The sequence below is a fragment of the Lactococcus sp. KTH0-1S genome (genome assembly GCF_052544945.1).
The window spans coordinates 116,943-137,645 of sequence record NZ_CP195165.1; the positions used below are offsets into that span (position 1 = coordinate 116,943).

Genomic DNA, 20,703 nt, shown 5'->3' on the forward strand with positions numbered 1-20,703 from the left:
TTATACCTTATTATTCTTAATGCTTAAGTGGTAATATTTATTATTTAAAATAAGCCTCAACTTAGAAGTGTGATGAAAAAATAATAAAATGAAAGCGAAATCTTACTCTTTCAAAAGGGGCTTATCTTATTTTTTTGTTACAAAAGTCGATTTAGAATCAAATTTTTAATTTTTATCGGTCTTTTTTCATTAATTATTTAAACATTTATGAAATGTTAAAAAAATGGTTAATGGCTTTATAGCGCCGTTATGTTGCAAAAAGGGCACAATAGGAACTGACGAAAATATAAACAAAAGTAAAATAATAGAATTTAATGTATGAAATTTATTACACATTTGTATTGTATTGTGTTATAATGTCCTAGAATCAGTAGTTTTTATAAGATAATGTAATCAATAAAATACATCGCTTACAAAACTGATTTAAAATCAAAAGGAGGACATTATGAAAAGCAGAAAAAAAGTTATTTCTATAATTTTAGGTTTAATACTGCTTTTGCAATATGTTATTACCCCAGTTGGAGCAATTGCAGGAGCAATAAATGAAGAAACAAATAATTCAGATATAACATTAAGTCAATTTAAAATAGATGAATCTGAAAGTAATGATGATTTAATGACATTTGATTTAAGTCTCAAGATTAATCAGTCAACATTGAAAAGTAAAACAGCCATTATTGACTTAGATAAATCAATTAAAATTAATGAACCAAATGATAGTAACAGAAAAAAGTCAACAGCATCTTATACTGCTGACGAAAATAGATTGACAATTGATCTTAGTTCACAAAATACAAGCGAAGTCAAAATCAATTTTTCAATCTCTAAAGAACTTTTGAAAAACTTTGAGCGATTAACAGCCAAGTTAAATGATAGCCAGGTTGATGTATTGTTGCCAAAAACGAGTTCGACTTCAGAAGTTCCAAGTCAGTCAACTTCCACTGTGACTCAAAATACTGTTACGCCTGAAATCAAAGAAAAAGAAAGCACTACGACTAAACATTCAGAGCAAGCTGAAAAATCTGTTGAAAATCAAGATATTCGTAAACTTCTAGAAGAATCAGGAATTTCACCAGCGACTATTATCGACTCAGCTAAGGTCATATATCTTGATAAAGAAGGAAAACCTTATCCAGATCAAACAGATGTTCCGATAGATGCAGAAGTTCAAATCGATTATACCTGGAGTATTCCAGAAGATATCTTACCATTGAAATCAGGAGATTATTTTGATTTTAAACTTCCTGATGGGGTAACAATTGAGCAAGCGACATCATCATTGGGAGATTATGGAACCTATACAGTTAATGCAGATGGAACCGTTCGTTTCGTCTTCAATGAAAAAGTTGAAAGCTATCATGATATCAAGGGTACCTTTCATTATGATGCACATTTCGATAAGACAATCGTTCCAGGAGAAGTTGTAATTGATACACCAACGGAGGAAAATTTTCCCCCTTCAGAAATCCATGTTCGGCCAAACTATGACCAAGCAATTGATAAATCAGGACATTTCGATAAAACTCCAAATCCTAGTAAAGTTATTTGGGAAATAAATATTAACCGTCCATTAAATACAATGGAAAATGCTACACTTACCGATCCAATGCCAGAAGGGACAACTTATGAATCCGTCGAAATTTACCCTGAGACAGTTGGAAAAAATGGAGAAATCATTTCCATTGATAAAGAACATCCTTTAGTAAAAGGTACAGATTATACTGTTGATTCAAATGGAAAAATTACTTTTATTGGTAAGTACGCTACCACCGAACAAGCGTTCAATGTTGTCTATACAACAACTATAGATGAAAGTAGCATTCCAGAAAAAGAGGGAAATGTAAGTTTTAAAAATACAGCGACATTAAATGATGGAAAAACAGATACCAATGCAAGTGCCTCTGTTACTGCACAATATAAAGGGCCAATTAAAAAAAATGGACCATTTACAACAGGGAACGATCAAATTTATAATTGGAATATAGAATACAATTATAATGAAAAAAATCATAAAGCTGGGGCATTTATTGAAGATACCATGAGTGATGCCATCGAGCTGGTGAACGGAAGTGTTAAACTTTATAAAATTACTTTTGATAGTAACGGAAAAGAAATTAAAGGTGCTCAATTAAAAGAAGGGGAAGATTATAAACTTGTACAAGACCCTGATAATCCTCAAAAATTTAAAATTGAGTTTATTACTGATATCGATTATGCAGTAAAAGTTGAATATCAAACGAAGGTTAAAGATATCGTAGATGGAAATGTCACTATTGATAACTCAGTAACAACTGATACAGGAGATAACAGCGAGTCAGGTGGTAATGCGACTCAACAAGGAATCGTTAAAAATATTGATGGAGCTATTGATTATGAGAATAGAGAAATTCCATGGAAAATAGATATTAATAGTGCAGGTTATTGGATGGAAAACTGGTCACTTGAAGACAAAATGTCTGAAGGATTGACTTTCCTTGAAAATACTTTCCAAATTATTGATAAAACTGCTGGAAATAAAGTACTCTCCCCAACAGAATATACACTGGTAAAAACAGCAACAGGCTTTTCAGTTTCCTTTAATTCCCCACTTAAGGAGGGAACAGATCATAAATATCAAATTAAATACAAAACAAAATTTGATACTAGTGTGATTGATAATGGGTCTGGTCATGAAGGAGATATCAAATTTGTAAATGATGCTTCAATGACTTGGAAGGATAAAAATGGTGGAGATCATACTAATAATGATCATAAAGAATTTAAACCAATACCTCCGTTCCAATATAATGGACAAAAATCTGGTTCATATAATGCAACCAGCAAAAAAATTACATGGACAATTGCAGCAAATTTCAATCAACAAGAATTAAGCAATGCCTCAATAATTGATCCAATTTCTGATGATCAAAACTATGTTTCTGGAAGTGCTAAAGTCTATGAAGCTACGATTAATAAAAATGGTACTTATACTTTAGGTGCTGAAGTTACTTCAGATATGGGAATAAAAATAATAGAAAGCAAGGGAAGTGTTAAGGTAGAACTACCAGATGGAAGCACAAAAGCCTATGTTCTAATATTTGAAACAAGTCTAGAAGGTAACCTCATCAATCAGAAGGAATACAAAAACAAAGCGACATTTACGAATAAGGACATTTCACATGATTTAAGTGCTAGTGTCACTCCTGCCCATCAAGGAGAATTCGTAACGAAAGATGGCTCACAGTCAAGTACAGATTCTAATTATGTAAATTGGAAACTGACAGTAAACGCCTCGCAATCTACCTTAAAAAATGTTGAAGTTACCGATAATCCTTCCTCAAATCAGTATATTGTAGCAAAAGATATTCTTATTTATGGAACAAGTATTGATGCCTCTGGTAATATTACTGAGAATAAAAATATTATACTTGAACAAGGCAAAGATTATTCTGTGGATATCCAAACTGATAATTCTAAAGGGGCTCAAACAGTTAAAATTAAATTTTTATCAGAAATTAACACAGCATATGTTGTAGAATATCGTGCATTAATTACCTCTGACAAATCTAATGATGTGGTAAGTAATCAAGCCCATATTACTGGAGACAACGAGAAAACAATAGAACAAGATGTTGAAAAAGACGTGCCCGTAATTAACCATAACGGAAGCGCAAACGGATCAAAAGGTTCAGTTACATTTGAAAAGGTTGGACCCCAAAAGGAAAAACTTGCAGGAGCACATCTACAACTATGGTCTATTGGAAAAGATGGTAAAAAAGATAAATTAATACGTGAAGGAGATACAGACGGCAATGGTGATTTAAAGCTGGGTAATCTTAGAGTGGGAGATTATCTTTTAATAGAAACGAAGGCTCCAACGGGATATACAATTGATGAAGAATTAGCGATTGGTAAAAAAGTAACAATTGCACAAGATGGAAAGAATTCTAATTTCCCACTTCAAGATATTCTAAATGATCCTACAAAAGTTGTTTTGAAAAAATTTGGGTTAACAATCAAAAATGGCGAAGAAGTAAAAAATCCTCTTCAAGGTGCAGAATTTGAAGTTTTGGATAGTACAGGACAAGTCGTTTCAGGTTATGAAAAAATTACCTCGGATAACTCAGGAAATGTAACGATTGAAAAACTATTGCCTGGTAAATATTCACTTGTCGAAATAAAAGCACCGACAGGTTATATTTTAGATCCTACGCCAGTCGAATTTGAACTCAAAGCCAATGAAGAAGGAATCATACCAGATATCAACTTGGAAAAAGTTAACTATCAAGGTTCAGCTCAACTGATTAAACATGATAATAATGGTCAAGCTCTTTCTGGAGCGGTCTTTAAAGTTGTTGATAAAGATGGAAAACCGATACAAACAGGTTTAACTTCCGGTAAAGATGGTAAAGTTATCGCTAATAATTTAGCTCCCGGTGAGTACTCATTTGTTGAAACACAGGCTCCTACAGGATATATTCTAAATACAAATCCTGTTCACTTTACAATTTCAGACAAAGAAGAAGGCCAACCAAAAGTTGTTAATGCCTCGGATAATTTTATCAATTATCAAGGATCAGCTGAATTAATTAAAGAAGATAGCCAAGGTCACCCACTTTCAGATGCAATCTTTAAAATTGTTGATAAAGCAGGAAATACTATACAGTCTAATTTAACATCTGGTAAAGATGGTAAGGTTACAGTTACAGGCTTGGCTCCAGGTGACTATTCATTTATCGAAACCCAAGCACCAACAGGATATATTCTTAACACAAATCCTGTTCACTTTACGATTTCAGACAAAGAAGAAGGTCAACCCAAAACAATTATAGCCTCAGATAGCTTTGTTAATTACCAAGGATCAGCCCAATTAATTAAACGAGATAGCCAAGGTCAGCCACTTTTAGGTGCAATTTTTAAAGTAGTCGATAACACTGGAAAACTAGTAAAAGAAGGTTTAACATCTGATAAAGCTGGTAAAGTAAATGTTACAGGCTTGGCTCCGGGTGACTATTCATTTATCGAAACACAGGCTCCGACCGGTTATGTTTTAAATACTAACCCTACTGATTTTAAAATCTTAGATGAAAGTGAAGGACAACCTCAACTTGTTGTGGCTTCAGATAACTTTATTAATTATCAAGGGTCAGCTGAATTGATTAAGCATGATATCAACGGTCAAGCTTTATCAGGTGCAATCTTTAAAGTGATTGATGCAGATGGAAAAACCATAAAAGAAGGTTTAACTTCTGATGAAACTGGTAAAGTATTAATTGAAGGTTTGGCTCCAGGTGACTATTCATTTGTTGAGACTAAAGCACCTAAAGGATATATTTTGAATACTCTGCCAGTTAACTTTAGCATCTCAGGTGAAGAAAAAGGTGAAGTAAAAGTAGTCATGGCTTCCGATAACTTTATTAATTATCAAGGATCAGCTGAGTTGATTAAACATGATAGTCAAGGTCAAGCTTTAGAAGGTGCAATCTTTAAAGTTGTTGATTCAAAAGGAAAAATAATCAAAGAAGATTTGGCTTCCGATAAAACTGGTAAAGTATTAATTGACAATTTGGCACCAGGAGATTATTCATTTGTTGAGACAAAAGCTCCAAGCGGCTATATCTTGAATACTTCAAAAGTTGATTTTACTATTTCAATAAAAGAAGAGGGTCAACCTAAAGTAGTCATGGCTTCCGATAATTTCATCAACTATCAAGGCTCTGCTGAATTAATTAAACATGACAGCCAAGGTCAAGCTTTAGAAGGCGCAGTCTTTAAAGTTATTGATTCAAAAGGAAAGAGTATCAAAGAGAACTTGGTTTCTGATAAAGAAGGAAAAGTTTTAATTGAAAATCTTGTACCAGGAGATTATTCATTTGTTGAGACAAAAGCTCCAAGTGGCTATATCTTGAATACTTCAAAAGTTGATTTTACTATTTCAACAAAAGAAAAGAATCAACCAAAAATAGTTATGGCTTCCGATAATTTTATCAATTATCAAGGCTCTGCTGAATTAATTAAGGTAGATGAGAATGGTAAAACTCTTTCAGGTGCAGTCTTTAATATTACTAATAGTGAAACTCATGAAGTAGTTATTAAGGGGATCAAAACTGATGCAAATGGAGTAATTAAGGCAAATCATCTAAAACCAGGTAAATACACTTTTGTTGAAACAAAGGCTCCAACAGGTTATCAATTAAGTCAAGAAACTAGAGCTTTTGAAATTAAAGCAAGCGCAGAAAACAAACCACAAGTTGTTAATACTGGAAAGTTCGTCAATAAAAAAATTCCAATTACACCTAAAAAACCAGAATTACCTAAGACAGGAGAGGAACGAAATACTTTCTTGCCTATAGTTGGTATCGGGCTATTAATGGTGGGTGCTGCTTTGTATGTACTTTTTAAAAGACGTAAAATGTAAAATTATATAAAAACATGGCTTTGGCCATGTTTTTAATTTGGAAAAAGTGGTAGTGACTTAATAGAAAAATATATAAGTTTATCATACTTCGGTTCGCAGTATTACAATAAGTAAAAATGGCTATGTTAGAACCACTCAAAAAAGCTCAAAATCAAGTAAATATTAAGCTTGTATTGACCAATGAAGAAAATTTTTTCTTTCATCATTATAGTTTACAAAATGCTATTCCAAATGTAACCACAGTAAATGAAGTAATGGAAAAGATGTTAAATGAGTTAAAAATTGAACCAATAATTACAAGAAAGGGTGCTAGATGCTACTATTCAGTTAAGATGTAGCTATTCAAGTTGTGGCAAAGTTCCTCCTGTTTCTATATTTGATGTAAAATAAAGGAAAAGATAGCACAAGTTAAATAGAAGGACCATTTTAAAAGCAAACAATTTCAAAAAATGTAAAAATTAGACCTGTGGGTTATTATATTATTGCTACAATTAGAATTTTTGTGGGTTTTAGGAGGCTTTGTATAATCATGAGTCTATTACACAATAAATTATTGCCAGGTTCATGAATATAATAAATTCTTTCTATTTATGGAAGAAGGATTAAATAGCACGAATTAAAGAGTAATACTTTATACTTTATCTTTTTGTTTATTATTTTTCGTAAAATGTAGGAATGCTAACTTACTTACAGGTGTGTCAAATTTGCCAATGAATTCAGAAATGATGGGATTAAAAATAAATTTAATTAATTCATTATTTAGTTTATCTTCTATCCCTCCCTACTTAAAATTCAACTTGGGAAAAGATTACTTTTCAAGAAATTTTAAAAGTTGGTTAATATCAATTTTTATGATTTTAAATTTAAATAAATTATTAAAAATACTCACCGATGCTATATCGTATGAGTATCATTTTTTCAACATAATCGTTATATAGACCTCGATAAAATTTCGCAATTCTTGCTTCTTCAAAATTATCAAGAGCTATATTTACATTTTGATTCCCTTTAGATTTACTCACAAAATTATGTATCCAGAAACCTTGAGTATGATTGTAAAGGTTTCTGGATACATATTGTCAATGATATTTAAATTTTTTAGACGGTTTAGAATGTATTCAGAATAATCTCTATATTTCTTTTGCGAAAGAATTGTAATAGCACGACATGAGACTCTTACAACATATAGCTGATGCTTTTAGAATTAAAAAATACTGTTCTTTCTCTAGAAGAGAGTCCATGATATGAATTTATAGCACGAGGGGAGAGATTGGGTGCTGTAAAATAGAAAACACAAAGTTTATTGTAATTCCATATCTTTGTATTATAGAGTTAACCATTAATTTCATATATTTCATCTTCTATTAAATTTTTAAATGAGGCCTTTGCAGCGAGAGAAACGTAATGGAACCCGAGTTCATCTGCGGATTTAACAATCGATTTTAATTCAATATTATCTCCAGCAAAGACTGATCTTTCTAAATTTCAAGAATCTGTCTTGTATCACTAAGTGAATATCCATTTAACATTTGTTCAAATTCATCCAGTCCAATGTGTATGAACTGAGGAGCAATTACAACTTTCTCAAAACCTATCATTGATTTCCCACCTTCGAATTTAGACAGAGTTGTTTTAGGAATTTCAACTGCTTTAAATTCAGAGAGAGAAATCTTTTTTGTTCTCTTATTCGTCGAAAAACTTCTCCATATTTTTTATAAATCAAATAGACTCCTTTTAATTTATTAATTTCAGAAAGTCGCAAGTTACTAATATACTAAATCGCATAGATTTAACTAGTATTTTTAAGTAATTTCAATATTTATTCCGATTTGTATCTTGTAGTCTTTAATCTATACTTTACTAAATTTTGAGAAAATCAAATAAGCTTAAATAAATCACTTTTAATTTATTGTACATTTTAATTCATGATTCACCGATAAAGATAAATATTTTAAAACTTTCTTGACGAGGTCCCTTCCTACACTATAAGTTTATAGCAAAATCAATTGTTTATCAATCTTTATTTATTGTTTAACAATAAATATTTAAAATTTAAAAATATTTATTGAAAAAAAGTATATTTTATTTATCAATTGTTTATCAAAAGACATCATTTGAGTTAAAGGGATACAAGCTTTTTTATAATTATTTATTTTGTTAGCTTTTTTATAGGTTATCAAGCAAAACATTGTTAATAAAAGAAAAACCTAGCGTCTAATATGAATAAGAATATTAGGAGATTTACTGAAGACTGAATACTGCAAACATACAAATAATAGTAACTTGAAAAATGAGAATCATAAAATATAAATATGTCTTATAAAAATTGTAATCTCACTTTTAGTGAAAATAGCAACTAAAATGATTTGCGAATTAGTCTCTTTAAACCTAATCTACTTGCCTAAGAAAAGATTTTGGGGTAAAAATAGATATTATTTGAATGACAAAAAATAAGAATTGTAACCAGTAAATCTTATATATATTTTATTTTATATTGGTGATATTCTCATAGAACTATGAATGAAATGAGCGTTTTATAAAAAAGTGATAGATATCAAAGATTTATTTATCAACCTAGGGTATTAATCTATACTGTCATTAATGATTTCTGTAACATAAATTTGTTTTTTAGAAAGAATATTGAAATATAGAAAATAATGAAATTATATGCATCAGGACTCCGCTTGATATATAAGAATTAATTTTATATACTGTATATATACATTCTTGTATGCTTTTGAATATATAAGTGTTCTAAAGAATAATATTGTGAATAAATATAAAGTTAGTATATGAATTTTATTACTTTTGGGATTCAATTCAGAAGATAGGATTTGAAGAAATAATATATCATACTTGTAAAAGTATATAAAAGTCGGTTGTTTTTTTTTGGGGAAATTTGAAAATCGTAAAAAGGTAAAGGTTATTCAAGGCATTTTATGAATAATGGAAATGATATACTTCACTGTTCATTATTATTGGTTTATCATCACATTTTGAAGCATACAAGAGAATTTGAGCCTATATCATAGTAATTGAATATACAACTATTTTTATAAAGCCTTAGCTAAGATATAAGCGATTTTAGACTGATAAAAAACAAATTATGTTACAAGATAATAATTTATGGGAGTTCTTATTATTTATGAGAAAAAAGGTAGGGGTAACAATTACTATACTTATAGGTATAGTAGTTTTAATCGGAGGTTTTTATAGTTATAATTCTAGGATAAATAATCTTTCAAAAGCTGATAAAGGCAAAGAAGTTGTAAAAAATAGCAGTGAAAAAATTTCGATAGACCTTACCTATAAAAAGCATTATAAAAATTTACCAAAATCAGTTCAAAATAAAATAGATGATGTTTTATCCAAAAATAAAGAAGTTACTTTAACTTGTATTTGGCAATCTGATTCAGTTATTTCTGAAAAATTTCAACAAAATTTACAAAAATATTATGGAAATAAGTTTTGGAATATCAAAAATATCACTTACAATGGTGAAACCAGTGAACAATTATTGACTGAAAAAGTTCAAAATCAAGTATTGGCGACTAATCCTGATGTTGTTTTATATGAAGCTCCACTTTTTAATGATAACCAAAACATTGAAGCAACAGCCTCACGGACTAGTAATGAGCAACTTATAACAAATTTGGCTAGTACAGGAGCAGAGGTGATAGTTCAACCCTCTCCACCGATTTATGGTGGTGTTGTGTACCCCGTACAAGAAGAACAATTTAAACAATCTTTATCTACAAAATATCCCTATATAGACTACTGGTCTAGTTACCCAGACAAAAATTCTGATGAAATGAAGGGGCTATTTGTTGATGATGGAGTTTATAGAACGCTAAATGATTCGGGGAATAAGATTTGGCTAGATTATATTACTAAATATTTTACAGCAAACTAATTAAGTTATAAATAACAACTATTAAATATTGGAGAAGACATGCAGGAGACACAAGAACAAACGATTGATTTAAGAGGGATTTTTAAAATTATTCGCAAAAGGTTAGGTTTAATATTATTTAGTGCTTTAATAGTCACAATATTAGGGGGGATTTACACATTTTTTATAGCCTCCCCAGTTTACACAGCCTCAACTCAACTTGTTGTTAAATTACCAAATTCGGATAATTCAGCAGCCTACGCTGGACAAGTGACCGGGAATATTCAAATGGCGAACACAATTAACCAAGTTATTGTTAGTCCAGTCATTTTAGATAAAGTTCAAAGTAATTTAAATCTATCTGATGACGCTTTCCAAAAACAAGTTACAGCAGCAAATCAAACAAATTCACAAGTTATTACGCTTACTGTTAAATATTCTAATCCTTACATTGCACAAAAGATTGCAGACGAGACTGCTAAAATATTTAGTTCAGACGCAGCGAAACTATTGAATGTTACTAACGTTAATATTCTATCCAAAGCAAAAGTTCAAACAACACCAATTAGTCCTAAACCTAAATTGTATTTAGCGATATCTGTTATAGCCGGACTAGTTTTAGGTTTAGCCATTGCTTTATTGAAGGAGTTATTTGATAACAAAATTAATAAAGAAGAAGATATTGAAGCTCTGGGGCTCACGGTTCTTGGTGTAACAACCTATGCTCAAATGAGTGATTTTAATAAGAATACAAATAAAAATGGCACGCAATCGGGAACTAAGTCAAGTCCGCCTAGCGACCATGAAGTAAATAGATCATCAAAAAGGAATAAAAGATAGGAGTTCAGGATGGCTAAAAATAAAAGAAGCATAGACAACAATCGTTATATTATTACCAGTGTCAATCCTCAATCACCTATTTCTGAACAATATCGTACGATTCGTACGACCATTGATTTTAAAATGGCGGATCAAGGGATTAAAAGTTTTCTAGTAACATCTTCAGAAGCAGCTGCAGGTAAATCAACCGCGAGTGCTAATATAGCTGTTGCTTTTGCACAACAAGGTAAAAAAGTACTTTTAATTGATGGTGATCTTCGTAAACCGACTGTTAACATTACTTTTAAAGTACAAAATAGAGTAGGGTTAACCAATATTTTAATGCATCAATCTTCGATTGAAGATGCCATACAAGGGACAAGACTTTCTGAAAATCTTACAATAATTACCTCTGGTCCAATTCCACCTAATCCATCGGAATTATTAGCATCTAGTGCAATGAAGAATTTGATTGACTCTGTGTCCGATTTCTTTGATGTTGTTTTGATTGATACTCCACCTCTCTCTGCAGTTACTGATGCTCAAATTTTGAGTAGTTATGTAGGAGGAGTGGTTCTTGTTGTACGTGCCTATGAAACAAAAAAAGAGAGTTTAGCAAAAACAAAAAAAATACTGGAACAAGTTAATGCAAATATATTAGGAGTTGTTTTGCATGGGGTAGACTCTTCTGACTCACCGTCGTATTACTACTACGGAGTAGAGTAATTGGAATAAATTTTAATCAAATAAAAGACAGAAATTTGTAGAAGAGGGGAGCAAATGATTGATATTCATTGCCATATTTTACCGGGGATAGATGATGGAGCTAAAACTTCTGGAGATACTCTGACAATGCTGAAATCAGCAATTGATGAAGGGATAACAACTATCACTGCAACTCCTCATCATAATCCTCAATTTAATAATGAATCACCGCTTATTTTGAAAAAAGTTAAGGAAGTTCAAAATATCATTGACGAACATCAATTACCAATTGAAGTTTTACCCGGACAAGAGGTGAGAATATATGGTGATTTATTAAAAGAATTTTCTGAAGGAAAGTTACTGACAGCAGCGGGCACTTCAAGTTATATATTGATTGAATTTCCATCAAACCATGTGCCAGCTTATGCTAAAGAACTTTTTTATAATATTCAATTGGAGGGACTTCAACCTATTTTGGTCCACCCTGAACGTAATAGTGGAATTATTGAGAACCCGGATATATTATTTGATTTTATTGAACAAGGAGTACTAAGTCAGATAACTGCTTCAAGTGTCACTGGTCATTTTGGTAAAAAAATACAAAAGCTGTCATTTAAAATGATAGAAAACCATCTGACGCATTTTGTTGCATCAGATGCGCATAATGTTACGTCACGTGCATTTAAGATGAAGGAAGCATTTGAAATGATTGAAGAAAGTTATGGTTCTGATGTATCACAAATGTTTCAAAATAATGCAGAGTCAGTGATTTTAAACGAAATTTTTTATCAAGAAAAACCAACAAAGATCAAAACAAAAAAATTTTTAGGATTATTTTAAAGGGATAAAATGGAGTAAATAATGGAAGTTTTTGAGGATGTCTCATCACCTGAACCGGAAGGGCATAATTTATTAGAATTAAAAAAATTTTCTCACAGAGAGATAATTATAAAAAGAGGGATTGATATTTTAGGGGGATTAGCGGGTTCAGGCTTATTTCTTATCGCGGCTGCATTGCTCTATGTCCCTTACAAAATGAGCTCGGAAAAAGATCAAGGGCCAATGTTCTATAAACAAAAACGCTATGGAAAAAACGGTAAAATTTTTTATATTTTAAAATTTAGAACAATGATTCTTAATGCTGAGCAGTATTTAGAGCTACATCCAGAAGTTAAATCCGCCTATCATGCCAATGGCAATAAACTAGAAAATGATCCCCGTGTGACGAAGATTGGTTCATTTATCAGACGACATTCAATTGATGAGTTACCACAATTTATCAATGTCCTTAAAGGGGATATGGCATTAGTCGGTCCAAGACCAATTCTGCTTTTTGAAGCGAAAGAATATGGGGAACGCCTCTCTTACTTACTCATGTGTAAACCTGGAATTACTGGTTATTGGACAACACATGGGCGAAGTAAAGTTTTTTTCCCTCAACGAGCAGATTTAGAACTCTATTATCTCCAGTACCATAGCACCAAAAACGATATCAAGCTTCTAGTACTCACAATTGTACAAAGTATTAAAGGATCGGACGCATATTAAAAAATGAAAGTAGCATTAGTAGGTTCCAGCGGTGGCCATTTGACACACCTGTATTTGTTAAAAAAGTTTTGGGAAAACGAAGATAGATTTTGGGTCACATTTGATAAAACAGATGCAAAATCTATATTGAAAGAAGAAAGATTTTATCCTTGTTATTATCCCACAAATAGAAATGTAAAAAACACAATAAAAAATACCATTCTTGCATTTAAAATACTTAGAAAAGAAAAACCAGATTTGATTATTTCGAGTGGTGCTGCGGTAGCCGTTCCTTTTTTTTGGTTAGGTAAACTATTCGGTGCAAAGACAGTCTATATTGAAATATTTGACCGGATCGATAAACCAACCTTAACAGGAAAATTAGTTTATCCAGTTACTGATAAGTTTATAGTCCAATGGGAAGAGTTAAAAAAAGTTTACCCTAAAGCAATTAATTTAGGAGGAATTTTCTAATGATTTTTGTAACTGTTGGAACTCACGAACAACCATTTAATCGACTCATTCAAAAAATTGATGAACTTGTACGCGATGGTGAAATCGAAGACGATGTATTCATGCAAATTGGGTACTCAACTTATGAACCCAAATATACTAAATGGGAAAAGGTTATTGGATATGAGACTATGGAAAGATGTATGAATGAAGCGAGTACGATTATTACTCATGGCGGACCATCTACCTATATGCAAGTATTACAACTAGGTAAAATTCCGATAGTTGTTCCACGGCAAATGAAATTTGATGAGCATATAAATGATCATCAACTTTGGGTAAGTAAACAGGTTGTGAAAAAGGGATACCCATTGATTTTGTGCGAAGATGTTGAAGACATTCTCGAAAATATTATTAGTTCCAAAATTTCAGATACCTTACAAAAAAATGTAAATCACAACACTGAATTTATAAAATTATTCAGTGCTGAAATTTACCAGCTATTTATAAAAAGTGAGAAGATATGATACCAAAAGTAATACACTATTGCTGGTTCGGAGGGCAACCTTTACCAGAATCTGCGCTAAAATGTATTGAAAGTTGGAGAAGGTTTTGTCCAGATTATGAAATAAAAAAATGGTCTGAGGAAAACTATGATGTAAATAAAATTCAATATATTAAGGAAGCATATCAAGAAAAAAAATTTGCTTTTGTAACAGATGTTGTTCGGCTCGATATAATTTGGAATGAAGGCGGTATATATCTTGACACGGATGTAGAGCTTATAAAATCTCTTGATGAATTGCTATATAATAGTCTATATTTAGGAATGGAAAGAGCTGGTAGAGTAAATACGGGTCTAGGGTTTGGAGCTGAAGTAAATCATCCAATTGTGAGAGCTAATTTAGAATTGTATACTAATATTCCTTTTTCAGGCAATGATAATATAACTTGTGTAACCCACACGACAAATCTTTTAAAAAAACATGGTCTAAAAAGCAACAATAAAATTCAACATTTAGACAATGCTGTAATTTTACCTACTGAATATTTATGCCCTCTAAGTTTCGAGACAAATAGATTAAAAATAACGGAAAATACTTACTCCATTCATCACTATGATATGAGTTGGAAAGATAAAAGAGATAAATTTTTAAGACTTAAAATACAACTTAGGAAATGGGTAGGGGATGATTTTTACGAGAAGGTCATTAAAAGAATTGGGAAATAATCATCATGAATAAAATAACAATGACAAGAGAGATGAGAGTGGTTGCCTTATGCGTCGCAATTTTAGATTATTTAAATAATACAGGATTAATTGCGTCTTTAATATACTCTTTTAGCATGGCGAGTGCAATCCTCTTATCATATATCTTATTCTGTAAAAAGAGAAAAGGATTTTCTTTAAAGGAGATTATTGTTCTACTAATTTCCTTTATTTTTGTAGTTTTAAATCGTGACCCTAGTAATTTCAGCCTAGGTTTAATGTGGATACTCTATTTTATGTTAAGTAAGTCGGAAATAGATTTAAAAAAAGTGATGAAAACATTTTTTGTTACCTCTAGTGTTTGTTTTATTTTGACAATAGTACTGTATTTAATGATGTCGCTTAATAAAAGCTCTGATATGATAATGTGGCGTGGAGATGCTTTTATAAACCGTATGAGTTTAGGGTTTATCCAACCGAATTTTGCAATGATGAGCTTTTTAGGTATAGCGATAGCCTTATTATATTTGAGGACTGAAAAACAAAGAATAACTATAATTTTTATTGCCATTGTAACTTTTATTATATTTTACTTTACTCAATCAAGAACTTCAGGATATATCTTATTTTTTATTTTGAGTATTTTATTTGTTAGTACTAAAAAAACTAAAAAGCAAGTTTCAAATTTTGAAAACAGGAGCATTACAGTTTTACCACTACTTCTTTTAATAATCTCTTATTCGTTGTTAAAGTCACCTATTAATCAATCCCTCAATAGTTTGCTTTCTGGTCGTATATCGCTTTATCAAGAGATTTATTCTACATTTGGTATACATTTGATAGGGAATAATGATGTTAAAAATACAATGTTAGATACAGCATATCTTCAAAGTTTGCTAGCAAAAGGAATTTTGTTTACATTGTTTTTATTTGTAACTTTCTTTTTCATATTTTTTCTTAAGAGAAAAACACAAACTAGGTTGCAAAGTTTAGTAATTATGATGTATTTTTTAATTGCATTTACAGAAACATCATTTTTTAGGTTTGTAATTTTATTTCCAGTATTAATAGTAATAATGGATCAGAAAGAGGCTAATAAAGTAATAGAAAAGGTGGCATAGTGAGTATTAATAAAACAGAGATTGAGGAATACAAAGTATCCGTTATAGTTCCTGTTTACAATGTAGAGGAGTATATAAGAGAGTGCATCAAATCTATTCAAGCTCAAACATATTCTAATCTTGAAATTATTGTTGTTAATGATGGAACAAAAGATAAATCAATTGAAATTATAAAAGATCTTATTGAAACGGACTCTAGAATACGAGTTATTTCACAACCAAATCAAGGACTATCCGCAGCTCGAAATACGGGGATCGAAAATGCGACTGGTAAGTATGTAGCTATGATTGATTCGGATGATAAAATTAAGCCAGATTTTATTAAACATTTATTTGATGTGGCAGATAGTCAAAATGCAGATATTGTTCGAGGATCATTCAGAGATTTTGAAGGTAACATACCCAGAGGATGGATTGCCGACTTTACAACAAACTCAAACTCAGGATTAAATGTATTAAATAAATTTTTAGACAACAACACATCATTTGCTGTATGGTCAAGCTTATATAGTACCCATTTCTTAAATACTCATAATTTGCGATTTACTCCAGGTATTTTACTTGAAGATGGTGACTTCACAACACGAGCATATTTACAAGCTAATAGGGTTTTTACAACAGATTATACGGATTATCAGTATAGAATTCGGCCTGGAAGTATTTTAACATCAAATAATGCGGCACGTATGTCAGAATCTGAAGAAATTGTAATTAGGGAATTTTTGAAAAAACTTTCAATCACAAAAAGTTCTAGAATTCGTAATGTTTTACAAAAAGCTATTTATTCATTTATGCGAGATTGGACTCGGATATTAACAAAGAATCATATAAAACTAAATAAAAATGTAACTTGTTTTGATGAAGCATTACAATCTACAAAATATATCAGAGCGGCTAGACCGTTTAAAGAGCGGCTTAAATTTAATACAAAAGTTGCAATTATTAAAATCAAAAAATTAAAAAAATAAAAAAATTACATATTTAGAAAGAAATCTATAGCAGGTATGATTAAATCAATTATCAAAAACAATCTATCAACTGAGACGTGGGCTGGTCTTAGTTCCAAAAAACGACACATGCAATCTCTTTTTAAACAATCAAAATTAGACCCAAATCTTAAAAATAAAAATAAAATTTTAATTATAGGTATAGCTGATTATGATAATTTAGGTGATCATGCTATTGCTCAAGCTCAAAGAGTATTCTTAGAAAAAGTTATTGCTCAAGGTCATAACCCTCAATATGAAATTGTAGAAGTCCCATCACATACACCTCTGCGTCATATAGAACGCATTATCAATAATGATGATGTTATCTTATTTACAGGTGGTGGGAATCTTGGAACAAAATATGGTTTTTTGAGTGACCTTTATTTACCGATTATTAAAAATCATCCTTCTAATAAAAAATTATTTTTCCCTCAATCATACACATTTAACGAAGAGGGAGATAGTGAAAAATTGATGAACACAATTAAATCAATTTTTTCAAAATCTGGAAAAAACCTAACAATCACAGCTCGTGAGTCTAAAAGCGAGAGCCTTTTCAAAGATACCTTCCCCGAGAATAATGTCATTATGACTCCTGATATTGTATTAAGCCTAAATCTTCGTAGCAAATCTAATGAAATAACTCATAAATCTAATGATATAACTTTGATGATGAGATCTGATTTGGAAAAGACAATGGATATAGAATTAGAAAAAATGTTAATATCTAAATTAGAATCTAAATTCAGTATTAATAATACGGATACTGTAACATCCTACGAAATTACTCCAGAAAATCGGTTGAAAGAACTCAACAAGAAATGGGACGAAATCAAACAAAGTAAAGTTGTTATCACAGACCGGCTTCACGGTATGATTTTCTCACAAATTGCAGGAATTCCATGTATCGTGTTCGATAACTATAATAGCAAAATAAAAATGACATGTGAAGATTGGCTCAAGGATGTAGATAATATTATCTTTGTTGATTCACGTAAAGAAATTAACATTGATGATTTCACAACTATGGTGTCAAACCTTATTGGCAAACCCGTTCCCCAATTTGATATTGCCACTAAATATGAACCCTTAGCTGAAACTTTAAAAACGTTTATTAAATAATATATTAACAATGAAAGATAATTTTGAAAACAATACTTAAATCTTTAGCTGGAAATACCTTCATATTTGCGATAGGAAATAGTGTCTCAATTTTGTTAACATTTGTCATGGTACCTTTTTATACCAAAATACTATCCCCTGCAGATTTTGGTATATCTGATATCCTAACAACTACAACTGCAATGTTAGTTCCTTTAGTATCATTAAATGTATTTTCAGCTATATTTAGATTTGCATTAGATGACGATAATCATATTGAAATATTCACGAATGGATTACTAATATCCTTGATTGGTGGATTTTTAAGTTTAGTAGTATCTGGAATTTTATCATTATTGGGGATTAAGTATTCCTTTTTAGTTGGTGTCTATTTAGGGATAACATTATTGTTAAATTTGTTTCAAAATTTCACACGTGGTATAAATAAGGTTAAAAGCTTTGCGATATCTGGAATAATCGCAACACTATCTAATGTATTATCAAACGTTATTTTAATGTGGGTATTTAAATTTGGATTAAATGGATACCTATACTCTTTAATAATTTCTGCATTGATTACAACAATTTTCCTATTTATAAATAATAAACTGTATACTTATATAAGTTTAAATAAAAAATCGTGGTCAAATACAAAAGATCTATTAATATATTCAATACCAATGATACCAAATAGTTTTGCGTGGTGGTTAACAAATGATGCTAATAAATTAATTATTTTGGCGTTTGTAGGCCCTAGTGCTAACGGTATCTTTGCAATTGCCAACAAGATTCCAACAATGGTAACTACCATATTCGGTATGTTTTCAAATGCTTGGCAAATGACAGCAGTAAAGGAAAAAGAAAAAAGCTACACTACTGAGCTATATTCGCTGACATTTAATTTAATGTTTGGAGGAATACTTATTATAAACGCAATTGTAGTGGTTTTAATACAATGGTTTATGGGATTCTATGTCTCAGATAAATTTTATAATGCTTGGAAGCTTGTTCCTATTCTGCTCATGACCTCTTTTTTTTCGAACATGTCTGCTTTTTTTGGTACAACATATCTTGTAGCCAAGAAAACAAAGGGATTATTTACAACAACGATTTGGGGGACTACTATAAATATAGCATTAAGCTTTGTATTAGTACCACTAATAGGAATAAATGGGGCTGCAATATCTGGAGCTGTAGGATTTTTTATTGTTAGTATTTTGAGACTGAAGCAAACTTCTGAATGGATCAAAATACAAATTGAATGGAAGTTACAGGGTATATTAATTTTAGGATATGTAACTTTAACAGTTTTTGAATATATTAATTTTAGCTTAATTATTATCAAAGTCAGTATTATAATGATCATGATGATTTTTTTACTTAGATATATTAAGCGAAATCAAAGTAGAAAAGGTCTATAAACTACAAATATCTTAAGAATGTCTTTTTTGAAAATTAAAACAAATACTTTGGTTAATATTATTAATGCTACAATAAAAAAATCAAAGTATAATTTGTTATTGTAAAGAATAGATAAAAGTTTTTTTAGTTATTCTAAGTATATTTATTAATGGAGGATATCGTGGTACGTAAAAAAAACAAAAAAAAAAATATTTGGACTATAATTATACCTATCTTAATTATTATTACCCTTATAGGAGCAGGGGCTTATGCCTTAAGAGATTCACTTATTCCTACTGATCATACGAAAACAAATAGTTCGGATCAACCGACCAAAACTTCAGCTTCCAACGGTTATGTAGAGCAAAAAGGTGAAGAAGCTGCCGTAGGTAGTACAGCACTTGTAGATGATACTGGTGTACCAGAGTGGGTTAAAGTTCCCTCAAAGGTAAATCTAGATAAATTTACTGATTTATCTACGAATAATATCACTATTTATCGAATTAACAATCCGGAAGTCTTAAAAACAGTTACCAATCGTACGGATCAACGGATGAAAATGTCAGAAGTTATAGCTAAGTATCCTAATGCTTTGATTATGAATGCTTCCGCATTTAATATGCAGACAGGACAAGTAGCTGGATTTCAAATTAATAATGGAAAGTTGATTCAAGACTGGAGTGCAGGTACAACGACTCAATATGCTTTTGTTATTAACAAAGATGGTTCGTGCAAAATTTATGATTCAAGTACACCTGCTTCAACTATTATTAAAAACGGAGGGCAACAAGCCTATGATTTTGGTACTGCAATTATCCGTGATGGTAAAATTCAACCAAGTGATGGCTCAGTAGATTGGAAGATCCATATTTTTATTGCGAATGATAAAGATAATAATCTCTATGCTATTTTGAGTGATACAAATGCAGGTTATGATAATATAATGAAATCAGTGTCAAATTTGAAGCTCCAAAATATGTTATTACTTGATAGTGGTGGCTCAAGTCAACTATCTGTCAATGGTAAAACGATTGTTGCTAGTCAAGATGATCGAGCCGTACCGGATTATATTGTAATGAAATAAAAAA

At 30.9% G+C, this 20,703-nt stretch carries 15 protein-coding genes; all 15 read left to right on the forward strand.

Translation table 11 applies throughout. The features are described from left to right. Positions 1-445: 445 nt before the first annotated feature. Positions 446-6,397, forward strand: a complete 5,952-nt coding sequence (locus ACRYLU_RS00620) for a SpaA isopeptide-forming pilin-related protein (protein ID WP_445081057.1) — start codon at positions 446-448, stop codon at positions 6,395-6,397. A gap of 116 nt (positions 6,398-6,513) precedes the next feature. After that, a complete protein-coding gene (locus tag ACRYLU_RS00625) occupies positions 6,514-6,735 on the forward strand; it encodes a hypothetical protein (RefSeq protein WP_143466200.1) in 222 nt (73 codons plus the stop codon). 2,768 nt (positions 6,736-9,503) lie between these two features. Continuing rightward, the gene (locus ACRYLU_RS00630) at positions 9,504-10,310 is read left to right on the forward strand and encodes an SGNH/GDSL hydrolase family protein (RefSeq protein WP_445081058.1); all 807 of its coding nucleotides are present in this window, start codon (positions 9,504-9,506) and stop codon (positions 10,308-10,310) included. Positions 10,311-10,349: 39 nt separating this feature from the next. Then, on the forward strand, positions 10,350-11,129 hold the full coding sequence (locus ACRYLU_RS00635; protein WP_058205563.1) for a Wzz/FepE/Etk N-terminal domain-containing protein: 780 nt from the start codon (positions 10,350-10,352) through the stop codon (positions 11,127-11,129). A 9-nt stretch (positions 11,130-11,138) separates the two neighbouring features. Further along, positions 11,139-11,834, forward strand: coding sequence for a polysaccharide biosynthesis tyrosine autokinase (locus ACRYLU_RS00640; RefSeq protein ID WP_058217566.1), 696 nt, complete (start codon positions 11,139-11,141; stop codon positions 11,832-11,834). 54 nt (positions 11,835-11,888) lie between these two features. Next, the gene (locus tag ACRYLU_RS00645) at positions 11,889-12,653 is read left to right on the forward strand and encodes a tyrosine-protein phosphatase (protein WP_445081059.1); all 765 of its coding nucleotides are present in this window, start codon (positions 11,889-11,891) and stop codon (positions 12,651-12,653) included. A gap of 21 nt (positions 12,654-12,674) precedes the next feature. Continuing rightward, positions 12,675-13,361: a sugar transferase gene (locus ACRYLU_RS00650; RefSeq protein WP_445081060.1), complete on the forward strand. Its 687-nt coding sequence runs from the start codon at positions 12,675-12,677 to the stop codon at positions 13,359-13,361. Positions 13,362-13,364: 3 nt separating this feature from the next. Further along, entirely contained in the window at positions 13,365-13,814 is a 450-nt protein-coding gene (gene pssD / locus ACRYLU_RS00655; protein WP_313791863.1) for a PssD/Cps14F family polysaccharide biosynthesis glycosyltransferase, read from the forward strand. Next, positions 13,814-14,320 carry a glycosyltransferase gene (locus ACRYLU_RS00660; RefSeq protein ID WP_313791862.1) on the forward strand — a complete coding sequence of 169 codons (507 nt, stop codon included), beginning with the start codon at positions 13,814-13,816 and terminating at the stop codon, positions 14,318-14,320. The genes pssD and ACRYLU_RS00660 overlap by 1 nt, the downstream gene beginning before the upstream one ends. Continuing rightward, positions 14,317-15,024 (forward strand): glycosyltransferase family 32 protein, encoded by a 708-nt coding sequence (locus ACRYLU_RS00665; RefSeq protein ID WP_313791861.1) that lies wholly within the window; start codon positions 14,317-14,319, stop codon positions 15,022-15,024. Before ACRYLU_RS00660 ends, ACRYLU_RS00665 begins: the two co-directional genes overlap by 4 nt. Positions 15,025-15,029: 5 nt before the next feature. Beyond that, positions 15,030-16,124 carry a hypothetical protein gene (locus ACRYLU_RS00670; protein ID WP_313791860.1) on the forward strand — a complete coding sequence of 365 codons (1,095 nt, stop codon included), beginning with the start codon at positions 15,030-15,032 and terminating at the stop codon, positions 16,122-16,124. Beyond that, the gene (locus ACRYLU_RS00675) at positions 16,124-17,092 is read left to right on the forward strand and encodes a glycosyltransferase family 2 protein (protein WP_445081061.1); all 969 of its coding nucleotides are present in this window, start codon (positions 16,124-16,126) and stop codon (positions 17,090-17,092) included. The genes ACRYLU_RS00670 and ACRYLU_RS00675 overlap by 1 nt, the downstream gene beginning before the upstream one ends. A 36-nt stretch (positions 17,093-17,128) precedes the next feature. Next, on the forward strand, positions 17,129-18,235 hold the full coding sequence (locus tag ACRYLU_RS00680) for a polysaccharide pyruvyl transferase family protein (protein WP_313791858.1): 1,107 nt from the start codon (positions 17,129-17,131) through the stop codon (positions 18,233-18,235). A gap of 23 nt (positions 18,236-18,258) precedes the next feature. After that, entirely contained in the window at positions 18,259-19,635 is a 1,377-nt protein-coding gene (locus ACRYLU_RS00685) for an oligosaccharide flippase family protein (protein ID WP_445081062.1), read from the forward strand. 149 nt (positions 19,636-19,784) lie between these two features. Then, entirely contained in the window at positions 19,785-20,699 is a 915-nt protein-coding gene (locus ACRYLU_RS00690) for a phosphodiester glycosidase family protein (protein ID WP_445081063.1), read from the forward strand. Positions 20,700-20,703: the final 4 nt, after the last annotated feature.